The 16,078-nt window shown below is 37.4% G+C and carries 16 protein-coding genes, 4 tRNA genes and 1 pseudogene; 6 read left to right on the plus strand and 15 right to left on the minus strand.

Going from position 1 to position 16,078, the window contains the following annotated elements:
• Window positions 1-5 precede the first annotated feature (5 nt).
• On the plus strand, window positions 6-860 hold the full coding sequence (locus OVA16_RS12760; protein WP_267759956.1) for a fumarylacetoacetate hydrolase family protein: 855 nt from the start codon (window positions 6-8) through the stop codon (window positions 858-860).
• A gap of 1,017 nt (window positions 861-1,877) precedes the next feature.
• On the opposite strand, the gene OVA16_RS12765 is transcribed toward OVA16_RS12760, so the two are convergent.
• The 8 genes from OVA16_RS12765 to OVA16_RS12800 all read right to left on the minus strand — a co-directional run bounded on the left by OVA16_RS12765 (window position 1,878) and on the right by OVA16_RS12800 (window position 4,305).
• Complete coding sequence (locus tag OVA16_RS12765; RefSeq protein WP_267759958.1) at window positions 1,878-2,126, minus strand: GIY-YIG nuclease family protein; 249 nt, start codon at window positions 2,124-2,126, stop codon at window positions 1,878-1,880.
• 132 nt (window positions 2,127-2,258) lie between these two features.
• Window positions 2,259-2,489: a GIY-YIG nuclease family protein gene (locus tag OVA16_RS12770; RefSeq protein WP_267759960.1), complete on the minus strand. Its 231-nt coding sequence runs from the start codon at window positions 2,487-2,489 to the stop codon at window positions 2,259-2,261.
• A gap of 132 nt (window positions 2,490-2,621) precedes the next feature.
• Entirely contained in the window at window positions 2,622-2,852 is a 231-nt protein-coding gene (locus OVA16_RS12775) for a GIY-YIG nuclease family protein (RefSeq protein ID WP_267759960.1), read from the minus strand.
• A gap of 52 nt (window positions 2,853-2,904) precedes the next feature.
• Window positions 2,905-2,989 (minus strand) — tRNA-Leu (locus OVA16_RS12780).
• Window positions 2,990-3,117: 128 nt separating this feature from the next.
• Window positions 3,118-3,190 (minus strand) — tRNA-Gly (locus OVA16_RS12785).
• A gap of 108 nt (window positions 3,191-3,298) precedes the next feature.
• Window positions 3,299-3,383 (minus strand) — tRNA-Leu (locus OVA16_RS12790).
• Window positions 3,384-3,434: 51 nt separating this feature from the next.
• Window positions 3,435-3,507 (minus strand) — tRNA-Gly (locus OVA16_RS12795).
• Between the two features lie 318 nt (window positions 3,508-3,825).
• The gene (locus tag OVA16_RS12800; RefSeq protein ID WP_267759962.1) at window positions 3,826-4,305 is read right to left on the minus strand and encodes a regulatory protein RecX; all 480 of its coding nucleotides are present in this window, start codon (window positions 4,303-4,305) and stop codon (window positions 3,826-3,828) included.
• 141 nt (window positions 4,306-4,446) lie between these two features.
• Here OVA16_RS12800 and OVA16_RS12805 point away from each other — a divergent pair, with 141 nt between their 5' ends.
• Together OVA16_RS12805 and OVA16_RS12810 are read left to right on the plus strand one after the other, a co-directional pair.
• Complete coding sequence (locus tag OVA16_RS12805; protein ID WP_267759964.1) at window positions 4,447-6,921, plus strand: bifunctional UDP-N-acetylmuramoyl-tripeptide:D-alanyl-D-alanine ligase/alanine racemase; 2,475 nt, start codon at window positions 4,447-4,449, stop codon at window positions 6,919-6,921.
• A gap of 97 nt (window positions 6,922-7,018) precedes the next feature.
• Window positions 7,019-7,609, plus strand: a complete 591-nt coding sequence (locus tag OVA16_RS12810; RefSeq protein ID WP_267759967.1) for a DUF502 domain-containing protein — start codon at window positions 7,019-7,021, stop codon at window positions 7,607-7,609.
• Here the strand turns inward: OVA16_RS12810 and OVA16_RS12815 are convergent.
• From OVA16_RS12815 to OVA16_RS12840, 6 genes and pseudogenes are all read right to left on the minus strand, one after another.
• Window positions 7,606-8,100 carry a hypothetical protein gene (locus OVA16_RS12815; RefSeq protein WP_267759969.1) on the minus strand — a complete coding sequence of 165 codons (495 nt, stop codon included), beginning with the start codon at window positions 8,098-8,100 and terminating at the stop codon, window positions 7,606-7,608. The two genes, OVA16_RS12810 and OVA16_RS12815, sit on opposite strands and share 4 nt — an antisense overlap.
• 239 nt (window positions 8,101-8,339) lie before the next feature.
• Window positions 8,340-9,506, minus strand: a complete 1,167-nt coding sequence (gene dnaJ / locus OVA16_RS12820) for a molecular chaperone DnaJ (RefSeq protein WP_267759971.1) — start codon at window positions 9,504-9,506, stop codon at window positions 8,340-8,342.
• Window positions 9,507-9,589: 83 nt separating this feature from the next.
• A complete protein-coding gene (locus OVA16_RS12825; RefSeq protein ID WP_267759973.1) occupies window positions 9,590-10,192 on the minus strand; it encodes a nucleotide exchange factor GrpE in 603 nt (200 codons plus the stop codon).
• A gap of 172 nt (window positions 10,193-10,364) precedes the next feature.
• Window positions 10,365-11,047: pseudogene (locus tag OVA16_RS12830) on the minus strand (cell division ATP-binding protein FtsE).
• Between the two features lies 1 nt (window position 11,048).
• On the minus strand, window positions 11,049-11,252 hold the full coding sequence (locus OVA16_RS12835; protein ID WP_097131051.1) for a fructose-6-phosphate aldolase: 204 nt from the start codon (window positions 11,250-11,252) through the stop codon (window positions 11,049-11,051).
• A gap of 273 nt (window positions 11,253-11,525) precedes the next feature.
• A complete protein-coding gene (locus OVA16_RS12840) occupies window positions 11,526-12,548 on the minus strand; it encodes an acyl-CoA reductase (protein WP_267759977.1) in 1,023 nt (340 codons plus the stop codon).
• A gap of 79 nt (window positions 12,549-12,627) precedes the next feature.
• On the opposite strand from OVA16_RS12840, the gene OVA16_RS12845 reads away from it, so the two are divergent.
• On the plus strand, window positions 12,628-12,978 hold the full coding sequence (locus OVA16_RS12845; protein ID WP_138730805.1) for a 4Fe-4S dicluster domain-containing protein: 351 nt from the start codon (window positions 12,628-12,630) through the stop codon (window positions 12,976-12,978).
• Window positions 12,979-13,045: 67 nt separating this feature from the next.
• Here OVA16_RS12845 and OVA16_RS12850 read toward each other — a convergent pair whose 3' ends face one another.
• Window positions 13,046-13,924, minus strand: coding sequence for an EamA family transporter (locus tag OVA16_RS12850; protein ID WP_267759981.1), 879 nt, complete (start codon window positions 13,922-13,924; stop codon window positions 13,046-13,048).
• Between the two features lie 198 nt (window positions 13,925-14,122).
• On the opposite strand from OVA16_RS12850, the gene OVA16_RS12855 reads away from it, so the two are divergent.
• Both OVA16_RS12855 and OVA16_RS12860 read left to right on the plus strand, forming a co-directional pair.
• Window positions 14,123-15,370: a glycoside hydrolase family 88 protein gene (locus OVA16_RS12855; RefSeq protein ID WP_267759983.1), complete on the plus strand. Its 1,248-nt coding sequence runs from the start codon at window positions 14,123-14,125 to the stop codon at window positions 15,368-15,370.
• 81 nt (window positions 15,371-15,451) lie between these two features.
• A complete protein-coding gene (locus tag OVA16_RS12860; RefSeq protein WP_267759985.1) occupies window positions 15,452-16,033 on the plus strand; it encodes an RNA polymerase sigma factor in 582 nt (193 codons plus the stop codon).
• Window positions 16,034-16,078 lie beyond the last annotated feature (45 nt).

The following is a 16,078-nucleotide window of genomic DNA, read 5'->3' on the forward strand; positions in this document are numbered from 1 at the left end:
TAGAAATGAAATTAATACGTTACGGAAATTTAGGACAAGAAAAAATTGGCGTTCAAATTGATGCTAAAAATTACGATTTATCTTCTTTTGGAGAAGATTATAATGAGCAGTTTTTTGCTAATAATGGAATAGAACGTTTAAAGACGTTTGTTGAACAAAATAGAAATACACTAAAGGAAATTCCAACAGCTAGTAGGATTGGAGCGCCTATCGCTCGTCCATCAAAGATTGTTTGTATTGGCTTAAATTATCTAGATCATGCCAATGAAACAGGAGCGGCTATTCCGAAAGAGCCTATTATTTTCTTTAAGTCTACTACTTCTATTGTGGGGCCATTTGATAATATCATGTTGCCAAAAGATTCTGAAAAAACAGATTGGGAAGTAGAGTTTGGTGTAGTAATTGGCAAAACAGCAAGATATGTAGATGAAGCTAACGCAACAGAATACGTCGCCGGTTATGTATTAATTAACGACGTTTCAGAGCGTGAATTTCAGTTGGAACGAGGCGGTACTTGGGATAAGGGAAAAGGTTGTGATACTTTTGCGCCAATGGGACCATATTTGCTAACGAGAGATGAGATGCCAGATATTTCGAATGTAGGTTTGTGGTTATCTGTAAATGGAGAAATGTACCAAAACGGAAATACCAAAAACTTAATTTTCTCTGTACCAGAGCTTATTGCTTATGTTTCAAAATTTATGACTTTGTTGCCTGGAGATGTAATTTCTACAGGTACACCAGCTGGTGTTGGCTTAGGTTTTAAACCTCCAATTTATTTAAAGGAAGGAGATGTAGTAGAATTGGGTGCAGATGGATTAGGTGTGGCTAAGCAAACCGTCGTAGCATTTAATCTATAAACGTAATTTTATCCATTTTTAGTGGCTTGTTAAAGTAAAAAGTTCTTAGCGCCTTTGCTAAGGACTTTTTACAAAATTGCTTAATGCAATATTTAATGCGATCACATCATCTTGGTAGTTGGGATATCTCTCTATATTTCGTACACTGTGATTTTGCTGGTTTACGGTTCCAATAGCTTGTTTTTCGAAAAACGGCACATCTATCACCAATCAGTTTACAATGTGTAGATTTCGTCAAAAGTGACCACCGCCTTCCGTTCCAAACTGGCCACCAGACCCACTATGCCCTTGATAATTCGATTTTCATAATATGGGGTCCAGGGAATTTCAAGTATTTACTCTTTCTAAGCCTCTTTTGCTACGCAAAAGGCTACATCTTCTCCGTTTATCAGCAAAATTCTGAACGAAAATCCAACTGCATTAGAACGGACAAAAATCTTTCAATTTTACGCAAGTTTAAGAAGATATGAAGCATTTAAATTATAGTGGATACGTCAATACAGAACAATGATTTTAATTTTTAAAATCATTTATTAAGTCAGACGAATGATCACTTTTAAGCGAAATTAGGTGGATACTCTAGTGCGTAATATGTGGCCACTTTGTATAAAAAAAGGTGGTCACTTTTGGAATATCCCCCAGAAAAGATCAAAAAATTAAAATATGAACTATCAGAGGCAAAGAGACAAAACTCGAATATTTCAAACATTGATCGCATGATTACACAGGCCGTAAATGCGCTTTCCCATCTCAGGACGCTATATTTGAGTTGTGATTTGCTAAAGAAAAGGCAAATTTTCGGTTGGATATTTCGTGAAAACATACGATTTGATGGAACAAATTATCGAACCACTAGATTGAACGAAAGAAGCTGAATTATATAATTGATTACCAAATAATTGGGAGGAAGCAAAAACGGGAAGTCACGTCTTTTGGAACGTGCCTTCCGTTGAGTACTCAGAGCGGGAATCGAACCCGCACGCCTGTTGAGGGCATCCCGATTAAGATCGGGACGTGTCAGCCATTGTTTGCAATCAGTGCTTCAATATATTTTCTGCTTTTTTTGGATTTGATTTCCATCTCACGTATGTTAGCTTCCGCTTTGGTCTGGAATTTTTCAGAGTAGGCTATTTTCCAAGGTCCCTTATTTCTGGTAGAAATCACGAAGCCATTATTATGCCTATCCAACCTAGCTGTCAGATCTTCGGTGTGTCCAATATAGAACCTTCCGCTCTTTTCAGATTGAAGTACATAGGTAAAAAACATAGACCAAAAAATAAAAGCCATCATTTCTGATAGCTTTCCTTAGATTTTTATGTACTCAGAGCGGGAATCGAACCCGCACGCCTGTTGAGGGCATCCCGATTAAGATCGGGACGTGTCAGCCATTGTTTGCAATCAGTGCTTCAATATATTTTCTGCTTTTTTTGATTTGATTTCCATCTCACGTATGTTAGCTTCAGCTTTGGTCTGGAATTTTTCAGAGTAGGCTATCTTCCAAGGTCCCTTATTTCTGGTAGAAATCACGAAGCCATTATTATGCCTATCCAACCTAGCTGTCAGATCTTCGGTGTGTCCAATATAGAACCTTCCGCTCTTTTCAGATTGAAGTACATAGGTAAAAAACATAGACCAAAAAATAAAAGCCATCATTTCTGATAGCTTTCCTTAGATTTTTATGTACTCAGAGCGGGAATCGAACCCGCACGCCTGTTGAGGGCATCCCGATTAAGATCGGGACGTGTCAGCCATTGTTTGCAATCAGTGCTTCAATATATTTTCTGCTTTTTTTGATTTGATTTCCATCTCACGTATGTTAGCTTCAGCTTTGGTCTGGAATTTTTCAGAGTAGGCTATCTTCCAAGGTCCCTTATTTCTGGTAGAAATCACGAAGCCATTATTATGCCTATCCAACCTAGCTGTCAGATCTTCGGTGTGTCCAATATAGAACCTTCCGCTCTTTTCAGATTGAAGTACATAGGTAAAAAACATAGACCAAAAAATAAAAGCCATCATTTCTGATAGCTTTCCTTAGATTTTTATGTACTCAGAGCGGGAATCGAACCCGCACGCCTGTTGAGGGCACAGGATTTTAAGTCCTGCGTGTCTACCAGTTCCACCATCTGAGCCTTTAAACATGGCGCTTGCTTATTGACGGCATCCCGATTTTCATCGGGACGTGTCTACCAGTTCCACCACTTCAGCAAAAGCATAATGCTTTCTAAAATTAAATGCCTCCTGGTAGGAAGGCATTTAGAGCGAAAGACGAGATTCGAACTCGCGACCCCGACCTTGGCAAGGTCGTGCTCTACCAACTGAGCTACTTTCGCATTGTTAATATCATCCGATATTTTATATATTTTTAAATTTTATTTTCAAGGCATCATCATCATGAAATCTTGAAAAAAAACCTTCTTTAGATGAATAAAGAAGGTTTGTACTGAAGGCGGGAATCGAACCCGCACGCCTGTTGAGGGCACAGGATTTTAAGTCCTGCGTGTCTACCAGTTCCACCACTTCAGCAAAGCTTAAAGCTTTTCAAAATTAAATGCCCCCTGATAGGAGGGCATTTAGAGCGAAAGACGAGATTCGAACTCGCGACCCCGACCTTGGCAAGGTCGTGCTCTACCAACTGAGCTACTTTCGCATTGTTAATATCATCCGATATTTCAAAACTTTTGACTTCTTTAAGAGGTCGTTTTCGTTTTGGTGTTGCAAATATACGCAGATTTATATTTTTGCCAAGAAATATTTAATAAAAAATTAACGTTTTGTTCTAACTTGTTGTTGTTCATTAAACTATAATTTTCTTTTTGGTGGCTAAAGGTTCTTTAGCATGATAAAATAATTACGCCATTGCCGTGTTTAATGGTTATTTTATCATGAACAGTTCGCATTTATACATTTTTTGTTTGAGAACCTATCCTCAAAATCTTACTTTTTGATAGTATGCTAGTACATGAAATTAGGTGGTTTTTAATAGAGTAAAGATTAGATCTTTCTCATAACCTTTGCTATGAAGATAATTTAAGAGTTTAAATTGTCGCTTAATGGTATTTTTCTCTTTCTCGGTCTGTTGCTTTTTCTCTAGCAATTGTTGTAGGGTTTCGAAATATTCATCGCCATCAATGCTATTTAGGGCTTTTTTAATGAGAGGCTCGGGTACGCGTTTTAGTTTAAGCCCTTGCTTTATTTTTATTTTACCCCATTTTTTAATTTTGAACTTGCCAGAAACGTAAGCAAATGCAAATCTTTCCTCGTTTAAAAAGTTCTCAGAAATAAGCGCCGAGATAATTTCTTCCACTTCAAAAGGTTTCATTTGCCATTCGTACAGCTTATCTCTTACTTCTTGCTGCGATCTTTCTTGGTAGGCGCACCAGTTTGCAGCTTTCTGTAAAGCGGTTTTAATGTCGTAATTGTATTTTCTTTCTTGTGCACTATTCATCTGTTTATATTTATGTTTTATTTGTTAGATGTTCTTCATCATTAAATCATCATACATTTTCTAAACAATTCTCATTTAATCATACACGGTTCATAAATATTTGTTGAAATTCGTAAAAAATTCTCATAACTTATCAATACCATGTCTAAAGCGGATATTTATACCATTGAACAAATTGCTGAAATAATTAAGGGCAAAGGCTTATTCGTAAATAAAGACGCATGTATTACAAGTTTGGTAATTGATAGCCGTACACTAAGTAATGCGCCGCAAGCGCTGTTTTTTTCCATTAAGGCGCAAAGAGATGGCCATCAATTTATTGGCAACGCTTATCAAAATGGTATCCGTAATTTTGTTGTTTCTAGCGATATAGCGCAAGACCAATATCCGGAAGCTAATTGGATTAAGGTAGGAGATGCACTTTTGGCGCTACAACAGTTGGCGATACATCATCGTGCTAAACACCATTTAAAAGTGCTAGGAATTACCGGTAGCAACGGCAAAACGGTTGTAAAAGAGTGGTTGTATCAATTATTAGCTGCAGATTTTAACATTGTACGCAGTCCCAAAAGCTATAATTCGCAAATAGGCGTTCCCCTTTCGGTATGGCAAATCAATAATAGCCACAATTTAGGGATTTTCGAAGCAGGTATTTCTACGGTTGGAGAAATGGAGCGACTGGCTGCCATTATTAAGCCGAGCATAGGCATACTAACCAATATTCGCGAGGCACATGATGAAGGTTTTGCCAATAAAGCAGAAAAGCTAAAAGAAAAACTACAACTTTTTGAAGGGGTAGAAACCTTTATTTATTCGCCAGAACATATAGTGGCAGATATTGCCTTGCCAGGTAAGAAAAAGTTTGCATGGAGTTTTAACCAAGCCGCAGATCTACAAATAGTGGATGTTTTAAACCAAGGAACAAATACTATTTTAAAAGCGAAATATGCAGAAGAACAATTTGAAGTTACGATACCATTTACAGACGCGGCGTCAATTGAAAATGCAGTAATTTGTTGGGCAACGTTGCTTGCAATGGGATATACTGCACAAAATGCAGCGAACAGGTTGTCAAAACTGGTTAAGGTAGGAATGCGCCTACAGTTGATTAATGGGATAGACAATTGTTCTTTAATTGACGATAGTTACAGTGCTGATATTTCTTCGCTTAGCATTGCTTTGGATTTTTTAAATCAGCAAAATCAACATCCAAAACGAACTTTAATCTTATCTGATTTGCACGAAACGGGTAAATCTGCCGATGAACTTTATCAAGAAATATCACTTTTGCTTAACCAAAAGAAGATAAATCGGTTAATTGGTATAGGCGAACAGATTGGCGCTCATCAACATCTGTTTAAAATAGAAAGTAGTTTTTATAAAGATACTGAACACTTTTTGGCCAACATTAGCGAGCAGAATTTTCATAATGAAACTATTTTGGTAAAAGGTGCCCGTAAGTTTGGTTTTGAACAGGTGGTTAAGCGTTTGACACAAAAAGTACACGATACCGTATTGGAAGTTAATTTGAATGCGCTGTTAGCTAATTTGCAATTTTATAGGTCTAAATTATCTCCAGGTGTAAAAACTATGGCCATGGTAAAGGCATTTTCTTATGGTAGTGGTAGTTTCGAAATCGCCAATTTATTACAGTACCACAAAGTGGATTATTTGGCCGTAGCTTATGTAGATGAGGGTATCGCTCTGCGTAAAGCTGGCATTAGTTTGCCAATTATGGTCATGAGTCCAGAGCCATCTGCATTTGATGCCATGTTAAGGTATCAATTAGAACCAGAAATTTATAGTTTGGAGGTGCTGCAGAGCTTTCTATCTTTCTTACCAAGAGATGTAGTAGATTTTCCAATTCATATTAAACTAGATACTGGAATGCACCGATTGGGATTTGAGCATTACCACATGGCCGAGTTAGCTGCCTTGCTTAAAAACACGCAACAGCTTGAAGTGGTATCTATATTTACACATTTGGTAGCTACAGATGACAAGCAACACGATGAGTTTACCCAATTACAGGTAATTTGGTACGAGCAAATGTACGAGGTATTGGCCAATTACCTTACTTACAAGCCTATTAGGCACGTGCTAAATACTTCGGGCATTAGCCGCTGGGCACAGTATCATTTTGATATGGTAAGGTTAGGGATAGGTTTGTATGGTTTTGATGCTGCGCTTGAAGCTCAAAAAGATAGGGGGAGAGCAGATGGTTTAAGAACTGTGGCCACTTTGAAAACTACCATCACACAAGTTAAACACATTTATGCGAACGAAACGGTAGGCTATGGCAGAAGAGGCAGTTTACCCAATGGCGGGCAAATTGCTACTGTAAAAATTGGCTATGCCGATGGTTATAGCCGTGCTTTTGGTAATGGTGTTGGTAAAATGTTGGTAGATGGGAAATTGGCGCCAACCGTTGGCGCTATTTGTATGGATATGTGTATGATAGATATTACCGGTTTAAATGTGGAAGTAGGAGATGAGGTAATTGTTTTTAATGAAGAGCACAGCATTGTTGCTTTGGCCAAAGAAATCAATACCATTCCTTACGAGATTTTAACCAATGTATCGCAAAGGGTAAAGCGGGTTTATTATTACGAATAAGTACATCCAAATCTTTCCAGAGGGAAGACTTTTAGCCGAAATATAAAAAGCTTAATGATCTTGGTGTACTTTGTGGTTTAATCAATAATTTTGCGGCATGAATAAGATTGGAAAAGCACTGTTAAACTACCTAATTAAAGGACTATTAATTGTGATGCCAATTGCCCTTAGTATTTTTATAGTAATTTGGGCAGTTAGTACGGTAGATAGTTGGTTAAATATCAATAACATTTTAGGTGTAGATCCAAATACGGGCGAAAGCCGTAACATTCCGGGTTTAGGTTTGGTATTAGTTTTGGCCATTATTCTTGCGGCGGGCATTTTTGTAACCTATTTTGTAACCGAGCCTATGTACAGCTGGTTTAGACGCTGGTTAAATAAATTACCGCTTTTTAATTTTATTTATACTTCTATTAAAGATCTTACCGAAGCATTTGTTGGCGACGAAAAGAAATTCAATCATCCTGTTTTGGTAGAAACAGAAGGCGATATGAAACGCATAGGTTTTTTAACGCAAAACGACTTGAGCAAGCTGGATATGATGGACGAAGCAATTGTTTACTTCCCATTTTCTTACTCTTTTGCAGGACAAATTTATATTGTAAAGAAAGATAAAATTAAGCCGCTTAACATGAGTGCCGCAGATGCCATGAAACTGGTTGTTAGTGGTGGTGTTACCCAGCTTTAAATACCTCTTACAGCTACCATTATGGCAACAAATGCAATAAATGCAACAAGTATACGAGAAAAGAATTCTTTAATGTAAAGACCAGCTATTAAGGCCAGTTCATTGTTGAGGTTTATGCCTGTAACTGTGCCCGAACCAGAAGATGCTCTGAAGTGCATCTGCGTATTTTGATGGTTGCTTAAATTCCAACTACTTAACCAGCTATTACTATAATTCCAGGTAAAAGGTGTTTGGTTTTTTAGGGCAATAATTGCTCTAAATTGCCATAAATGAAAAGTAATAATGCCCAACTCTTCATTATTGTCGCCATAAATTGTAGTGGTAATATTTGAAAATCCTTTAGTTCTAAAATGGTAGTTTTTTTGCGACATGATGCCGAAAGCATGGTTGTTCCAAGTTTCGAAAATTAAGTTTCCGCAAATTTGTCCATCGCTAAATATCTGATATGAGCTATCAAATACTCCCTTTGTCCACGTAATCACTTTGTCCATTTTGCTGTTTTTCTATTAGATAAATTGAAGTTCTGTTCGTTACAATTAAAGCTAGAAGCTAACCTTAGTTTACTTTAATATTACAGAACGTAGTGGGCTTTTATTTGTTTGTAAAGAATGAATTTGATTGATCAATGAATTATTAGAAGACTAAAATCATTTAATAAAAAATGGAACATCATAAAAAAAGCCCTCTAAAGTTTTCACTTATTGAGGGCTGTATGATATTTAGCATCCTGTTATTCGAAGTATTCTTTCATTTTGTCGAAGAAACTTTTGTCGTTTTTACCAGGTTGCGGTTTAAAGTTTGGAGATTCTCTTAATTTTTCGAGCAATGCCCTTTCTTCGCTATTTAAAGCTTTTGGCGTCCAAATGTTTACGTGTATAATTTGATCGCCTCTGTGGTAAGAATTTACCTCTGGAATACCTTTTCCTTTTAAGCGAAGCAGTTTTCCGCTTTGCGTACCTGGCTCAATCTTAATTTTTGCCTTGCCATCAATGGTTGGTACTTCTACGCTGGCGCCTAAAGCAGCATCTGGAATGCTCACGTGCAAATCGTAAACTACGTTATTTCCTTCTCTTTTAAGGGTTTCGTGCGGAGTTTCTTCAACTAAGATAATTAAATCTCCGGGTACGCCACCATTTGGTGCTGCATTACCTTTGCCAGCCATACTTAATTGCATGCCTTCGCTCACACCTGCCGGGATATTGATGGTAATGGTTTCTTCGCCACGAACAGTTCCATCGCCATGGCAAGCACCACATTTTGCTGTAATTTTTTGTCCGCTACCATGACAAGTAGGGCAGGTTGCTGTAGTTTGCATCTGTCCTAAAATGGTATTGGTTACTCTACGTACCGAACCTGCACCACCACAAGTGCTACACGTACTTACAGAACCTTTATCTTTTGCTCCAGTGCCATCACAAGTTTTACAGCTTACTTGCTTGTTAACCTTGATTTTTTTCTCGGCACCGTTGGCAATTTCTTCTAGAGTTAGTTTTACTTTGATACGTAAATTAGATCCCTTGGCCACTCTGCGACCACCTCTCTGTTGCCCGCCACCGCCAAAGAAACTATCAAAAGGGCTACCACCGCCGCCACCAAAAATATCTCCAAACTGGCTAAAGATATCTTCCATGTTCATGCCGCCACCGCCGTAACCACCACCACCGGCTGCACCGCCAACTCCAGCGTGTCCAAACTGGTCGTAACGTTGTTTTTTCTCTGGGCTACTTAGTATTTCATAAGCCTCGGCAGCTTCCTTAAACTTATCTTCTGCAGATTTGTCATCAGGGTTTTTATCTGGATGATATTTAATTGCCAGTTTACGGTAAGCCTTCTTAATTTCTTCTGCCGATGCGCCCTTAGCAACTCCAAGTACATCGTAATAATCTCTTTTGCTCATTTTTTATTAATGATTAAATGATTAAATGAGAAAATGACCAAATGTATTATTCAATCATTTAAAATTTAATCATTCAAAATTTTTTATGCTCCCACTACCACTTTTGCGAAACGCACTACTTTGTCGTTAAGCGTATAACCTTTTTCTAACTGATCAATTACCTTTCCTTTTTGCTCTTCTGTTGGCGAAGGAATTTGAGTTATTGCCTCATGTAAATCGGTATCAAAAGGTGTGTTTAAACTTTCGATTTCTTTTAATCCTTTTTGGCTTAAAATGCTTTTCAGTTTAGTTTGTACCAACTCAATACCTTCGCGAACTGGCGCTACTTCTGTAGATTTTTCTGTTGCTTTAATGGCACGTTCAAAATCGTCTAATACAGGCAAAAGAGAAACAACGATATCTTTACCAGCTGTTTGCAAAAGTTCTACACGTTCTTTTTGTGTACGGCGTTTAAAGTTGTCGAACTCGGCAAAAAGACGTAGGTATTTGTCGTTTAGCTCTGCAACTTGTTGTTGTAATTTTTCTTCTACAGATAATTCAACTACGGGCTCGCTAGCTACTGTTTCATTTTGCGCTGCTGCTGTATTTTCCACGCTTTCGTTGACGTTTTCATTCATGCTTTCTGCTGCTTCAGCTGTATTATTTTCAACCACTGGTTCTTCTTCTTTCTTCTTCTTATTAAACATGTGTACTCGTGTTTTTTTACTAAGGGATTTCTCTGGTATGGCTTAACAAAAGTTTTGCCAGCCTAAAAAAAACAGCCATGCTGTCAGTTTTATTTAGCGTAGAACTAACAGAATGGCTGTAAACTAAAATTTTGTCAGAATAGGTGTCTGTTGTTTGTTAACTTTAGCTCATTTAAGCTATTTGAACGTCTTCGTGTACCAATCCATTTTCGCACTTAATGATACGCGAAGGGAAGGTACGGATGATATGATAATCGTGGGTGGCCATTAAAACAGCAGTTCCATTTTGGCTAATCTGTTTCAATAAAAGCACAATTTCTTCAGAAGTTTCTGGGTCTAAGTTGCCTGTTGGTTCATCGGCCAAAATAATTTCTGGATTGTTTAGTAAAGCTCTGGCAATTACAATACGTTGTTGCTCGCCACCAGACATTTCGTGAGGCATTTTTTTGATTTTAGAACGTAAGCCAACTTTCTCTAATACATCCTTAATTCGTTCTGTAATTAGGTTTTTGTCTTTCCAATAGAGTAGCTTTTAACACAAACTCAAGGTTTTGCTCAATTGTTCTATCGCTCAATAGCTGGAAATCTTGAAAAACAATTCCTAATTTTCTTCTCAAAAAGGGTACTTCTTTTTCTTTAAGGTTTTTTAAGTCAAAATTAGCTACGCTTCCTTCGCCATTGCCAATATGTAAGTCGCCGTAAATGATTTTTAGTAAACTACTTTTTCCTGAACCAGTTGCGCCAATTAAAAATACAAATTCGCCTTTAGCAACATCAAGTTTTACATTAGAGAGTATTTAAATGTTTCTGCTGAAAAACATCAACATTGTTTAAGGTTATTACGTTTTCTGCCATGTTAAATATCTAGTTTAGTTACCTGTCCAAAAGGCAACTCGTTAATAAAACTCATTATTTTTTCCTGTTTGTCTCCAAAACCCAATTTCTCTAAAGATTTATCAGGTCTGTCTACTCTAAAATAAGCCAGCAAAGTAAACTTTTCGTCTCTTAGTTGTACGTAATCTGGTATTTTTGCTATGCCTTTGACTTTGATAATATACATTGTTTCAAAAGTTAAAAGTCCGAAGTCCGAAGTCCGAAGTCCGAAGTCCGAAGTCCGAAGTCCGAAGTCCGAAGTCCGAAGTCCGAAGTCCGAAGTCCTTCCAAATTGGGCAGGCAAGTTAGCTATAACTTTGCAACATTTCAACTTTATAACATTTCAACCTTGCAATCTTTCAACAATAAAAACAATCTATCAATTGGACAATTTTCCCTAATCCCTAATCCCTAATCCCTAATCCCTAATCCCTAATCCCTAATCCCTAATCCCTAATCCCTAATCCCTAATCCCTAATAAAAACGCAATCGTATCCACATTATCTGCATAATCCCAAAGTTTAGGGTGTTGGCTTTGCCCAAATGCAAGCGTTTGTAAATCTTCATCAGCTATTTTGCTCACTACACATTGAATTTGCTCTTGCTGTTGTTTCAGCTTTTCCATTACTTCGTTTACATTTTCGTAAGTTTCATAATAGAGTACTGCCAAAGGCGATGAAAAGCCTTCATCTTCTTTTAGGAGTAGAAAGCCATTGTCATAGTGCTTTTGCTGATTTACTAAGTAGATAGACTTGTTGTAATCGTAGTTGTTGTTGTATTTAAAATGGTTAATGATGTCTTTAAATTGCTCTATTGGTTCAAAAAAGTTTTTGATTTCGTAACCTTTAGGGATAAAAATTTTTGAAATACTACGGCATCCCATACCAAAGTAATCTAGAATATCGTGGCCTAGTGCGGCTATTTCTGCTGTGGTTTCATTGCCAGTTAGCACCGCTACACTATTTCGGTTTCTTCTAATAATGTTAGGCACTTTCCCAAAATAATACTCAAAATATCTTGAAGTATTATTGCTTCCAGTAGCAATTACCGCATCAAAATCTTTCAGCTGCTCGGCATAAATGATATGATTTATCAATTCTGGTAAAAATTCGCAAAGCTGATTTAGTACAAAAGGCAGCAATTTATTATCAGATGAAGATAATTTGATCAGGGCAATGTTGCCAGTAGCCAGTACACACATCACATCGTGAAAACCAACCAATGGGATATTGCCCGCTAAGATTAAACCTACTTTTTTAGGCGCTGCTGTTACTTCAATATGCTCGAACCATTGTTCTAAATCTGTCTCATTTAGCATCTCTGCCAATGCGTTTACAGCTTTGCCTACCTCTTCTTCGGTAAACCAGGCATTGGCATTTTTGGCCGAAAAAATTGCCAAGCTAAGCGCTTCGTTGGGCTGGCTGAGAAAATTGCCAAGCTGTTTAAAGGCAAAAATTAAATGTTCTTTACGAATTGAAGACATATTTAGAACTATTATAAATGGATTATGTATTATATTTGCGACGCAAAGGTAAACTTCGCATTTAGATTTAGACGAAAACATGGCAATTAAAATAACAGACGAATGTATAAACTGTGGGGCATGTGAGCCAGAATGCCCTAATAATGCAATTTATGATGCAGGTACGGCTTGGAGATTTTCTGACGGTACTAATTTAGATGGCATCATTGATTTTGGTGGCTCTCAAATTGATGCGGGCGCTGCTCAAGATGCAGTTTCTGATGAGGTATATTATATTGTTTCTGATAAATGTACCGAGTGTAAAGGTTTTCACGACGAGCCTCAATGTGCTGCTGTTTGTCCAGTAGATTGTTGTGTAGACGATGAAGATATTCGTGAAACGGAAGAAGAATTATTGGCTAAAAAAGCTTGGTTGCACCAAGAGAACTAAGTTAAAAGTATCCGTTAGGATAATAAAATATAGGAGATGCAAAATTTGTATCTCCTTTTTTGTGGGTTTATATTTCGATGTTAGGATCGGCAACTTCGTTTTTGGTTTGTTTTTTTACCAAAGATGCACCTAAACTCGCAACTACTACCAAAGCTATAGCAAGCCATTCGACTATAGAAAGATGTTCGCTTAAAAATAAAATACCGCAAATGGCTGCTACTGCAGGTTCTAAGCTCATTAAAATACTGAATGTTTTTGCTGGTATATGCTTTAGGGCACTCATTTCTAGAGTATAAGGTATAGCGCTAGAAAGCAAGGCGATGGCCAATCCTAAAGTTAGTAACTTGGCGTTTACTTGTGCTAAGCCTCCATCGGCAAAAGCAAATGGTAAAACAACACAGCTGGCTACTGCCATACCAATACTTACGGCATCTCCACTTTCCATTGTTTTAGAAACCTTGCCACCAATAATGATATAGGCTGCCCAAAATGCCCCAGCTAAAAGAGCCAAACTAGCACCAATTAAGTCTATGTTGCTATTTTCGCCCCACGGAGCTATTAGAAAAATCCCTGCCGATGCCATGATAGCCCATAAAAAATCTAAGGCTTTCCTAGAAGTTGATACGGCTAAAGCAAGTGGGCCAATGAACTCCAAAGTAACCGCTAAGCCCAATGGTATTTTGGCTAAAGAAAGATAGAAACTCAAATTCATAGCTCCCAAAACCACACCGTAAGGGATTACAAGTTTCCACTGGGTGGCAGTTATGGTTTTTAAATTAGGGCGGTAAGCTAGCCCCAAAATAATTGCTGATAATACAATGCGTATCGTTGCCGTACCTGTAGCACCTAAAAATGGAAATATGCCTTTGGCAATGGCCGCCCCACCTTGAACGCTAATGATGGCTAACAAAACAGCAGGAATGGGCGGTATGTTTTTGAGTTTCATTTCTGTGCAAAAATAGTCTTTTTATACTTAGCCAAAACCTGCTAAGCTAATTTATAGCCTTTTTTTTAAAGCTTTTTGATAGAGATAAAAACGAGCTGAATATTTTGTCGCAACGTTTTTGTATGTCAACTATTTTTGCTAACCAATGGGATTTTAGCATTTATCTAGCTCTATATATTATAACTAAAATATAAAACGATGACTAGAATAAGAAAGCGTATTCTCTTTTGTACACTGTTATTGGCTTCATGGAGTATCGCCTTTGGCCAAAAAACAAATTTTGTAACCAAAAGTTTTAAAGCAGCAGCTCCATTGTATGATAATTTATTGGCTAAAACCAAAGGCAATTTTACCGATTATCCGCACTCGCTATACGAAAACGGCGAAATCAAATATTTGCAGATTGATGAATGGACAGGAGGTTTTTGGCCTGGTGCCTTGTGGTACATGTACGAGTTTACAAAAGACAAAAAATGGAAAGATGCAGCTTTGGCTTGGACACATTCTTTAGAAAGTAACCAATACAATACGGCACATCATGATATTGGCTTTATGATGTATTGCAGTTATGGTAATGCGTTTCGTTTCGTGAAAGATGAAAAATATCCGAAAATTCTACTTCAGTCGGCAAAATCATTGTGCCAAAGATATTCTCCAGTGGTGGGTAGCATCCAATCTTGGAATAAAAGAAAATCAAAAGGCGATATCAATACTTGGGAATATCCGGTAATTATGGACAACATGATGAATTTAGAACTGTTGTTTTATGCAAGCAAAATTAGTGGCGATAAAACTTACAGAGATGTAGCCATAAAACATGCAGAGCAAACCATGAAAAACCATTTAAGAAAAGATTTTAGTTCTTATCATGTGGTAAATTATGATCCTAAAACCGGAAAAGTTCTACATAAACAAACACTGCAAGGTTTTTCTGATGGGTCTACTTGGGCTAGAGGGCAAGCTTGGGGGATACACGGTTTTACTACCGTTTATCGCGAAACAAAAGATAAACGCTTTTTACATACGGCAATGAAAATGGCCGATTATTTTATCGATAATCCAAATCTGCCAGCAGACAAAATTCCTTATTGGGATTTTAACGTGGGGCAACCAGGTTTTAAACCAGATTGGGATTATCAGCCTGCAAAATTTAAAGAAACCCCGAGAGATGCATCTGCCGCAGCCATTGCTAGCGCAGGTTTGCTAGAGCTAAGCACTTTTCTAAAAGATAAAGAAAAACAGAAGTATTTTAATGCTGCTGTGGCGATGTTAAAATCACTTAGTACAGATAAATACCTAAATACAGACCAGCAAAATCCGTACTTTTTATTGAAACATAGTACAGGTAATTTACCTTCGGGCAGAGAAATAGATGTACCATTGATTTATGCAGATTATTACTTTTTGGAAGCTTTATTACGTTATCAAAAAATAACCAAGTTTTAATTCGTTTTTTTCTCGTTAGTTTCGGGTATTTTTGTTTAATCGAAAATATTAGATAGCTTTGATTTCCGTACTTCAACAAGTATGATAAAATCAATAGACCATAACGTAGACGATCAATATTTACTAACACAAATGAAAGGCGATGACGAATCTGCCTTTCATTTGCTGTACGATAGGTATTGGGAGCAAGTTTACAATGCTGCATACAAGCGTTTAAAAGATGCCGATTATGCGAAAGATATTACCCAAGATATATTTTTGCAACTGTGGTCTAGAAGAAAAGAGCTAAATATTGCCTTTGTACCTTCTTATCTTTACATGTCTGTTAGAAACAATGTTTTTAAATGGATGGAAAAGGAGCAGCGGTTTACCACAATTCCGGATTTGCTCTCTTGTTTAGAACAACGCAGCGATAGGGCGGATGTAGAATTGCTAAGAAAAGAGTTCATGGCTAAATATGAGGCTATGGTAAACAGCTTGCCGGCAGCACAACAGACTATTTTTAAACTTCGTTTTCACGAAGATTTGAGTACCAAAGAAATTGCAGAAAAGCTCAACATTAGTAGAAAAACTGTACAAAACCAATTAGGCAAAAGCGTAGGGCAGCTTCGCGATGCTTTAGATTTGCTTTACATTGTTGCATTATTGCATCTCGGAAATTAATTTTTATTTTCTTGTGGGAGTTTTTAAGGTTAGCGGCTCTTGTAT

The sequence above is a fragment of the Pedobacter sp. SL55 genome (assembly GCF_026625705.1).
Classification (GTDB): Bacteria; Bacteroidota; Bacteroidia; order Sphingobacteriales; family Sphingobacteriaceae; genus Pedobacter.

Coding starts and splice junctions, on each gene's coding strand:
- OVA16_RS12770 (WP_267759960.1), bottom strand. CDS start 2,489: ATGTTTTTTACCTATGTACTTCAATCTGAAAAGAGCGGAAGGTTCTAT.
- OVA16_RS12800 (WP_267759962.1), bottom strand. CDS start 4,305: ATGAATAGTGCACAAGAAAGAAAATACAATTACGACATTAAAACCGCT.
- OVA16_RS12805 (WP_267759964.1), top strand. CDS start 4,447: ATGTCTAAAGCGGATATTTATACCATTGAACAAATTGCTGAAATAATT.
- OVA16_RS12845 (WP_138730805.1), top strand. CDS start 12,628: ATGGCAATTAAAATAACAGACGAATGTATAAACTGTGGGGCATGTGAG.
- OVA16_RS12825 (WP_267759973.1), bottom strand. CDS start 10,192: ATGTTTAATAAGAAGAAGAAAGAAGAAGAACCAGTGGTTGAAAATAAT.
- dnaJ (WP_267759971.1), bottom strand. CDS start 9,506: ATGAGCAAAAGAGATTATTACGATGTACTTGGAGTTGCTAAGGGCGCA.
- OVA16_RS12765 (WP_267759958.1), bottom strand. CDS start 2,126: ATGTTTTTTACCTATGTACTTCAATCTGAAAAGAGCGGAAGGTTCTAT.
- OVA16_RS12835 (WP_097131051.1), bottom strand. CDS start 11,252: ATGTATATTATCAAAGTCAAAGGCATAGCAAAAATACCAGATTACGTA.
- OVA16_RS12810 (WP_267759967.1), top strand. CDS start 7,019: ATGAATAAGATTGGAAAAGCACTGTTAAACTACCTAATTAAAGGACTA.
- OVA16_RS12775 (WP_267759960.1), bottom strand. CDS start 2,852: ATGTTTTTTACCTATGTACTTCAATCTGAAAAGAGCGGAAGGTTCTAT.
- OVA16_RS12815 (WP_267759969.1), bottom strand. CDS start 8,100: ATGGACAAAGTGATTACGTGGACAAAGGGAGTATTTGATAGCTCATAT.
- OVA16_RS12855 (WP_267759983.1), top strand. CDS start 14,123: ATGACTAGAATAAGAAAGCGTATTCTCTTTTGTACACTGTTATTGGCT.
- OVA16_RS12840 (WP_267759977.1), bottom strand. CDS start 12,548: ATGTCTTCAATTCGTAAAGAACATTTAATTTTTGCCTTTAAACAGCTT.
- OVA16_RS12850 (WP_267759981.1), bottom strand. CDS start 13,924: ATGAAACTCAAAAACATACCGCCCATTCCTGCTGTTTTGTTAGCCATC.
- OVA16_RS12760 (WP_267759956.1), top strand. CDS start 6: ATGAAATTAATACGTTACGGAAATTTAGGACAAGAAAAAATTGGCGTT.
- OVA16_RS12860 (WP_267759985.1), top strand. CDS start 15,452: ATGATAAAATCAATAGACCATAACGTAGACGATCAATATTTACTAACA.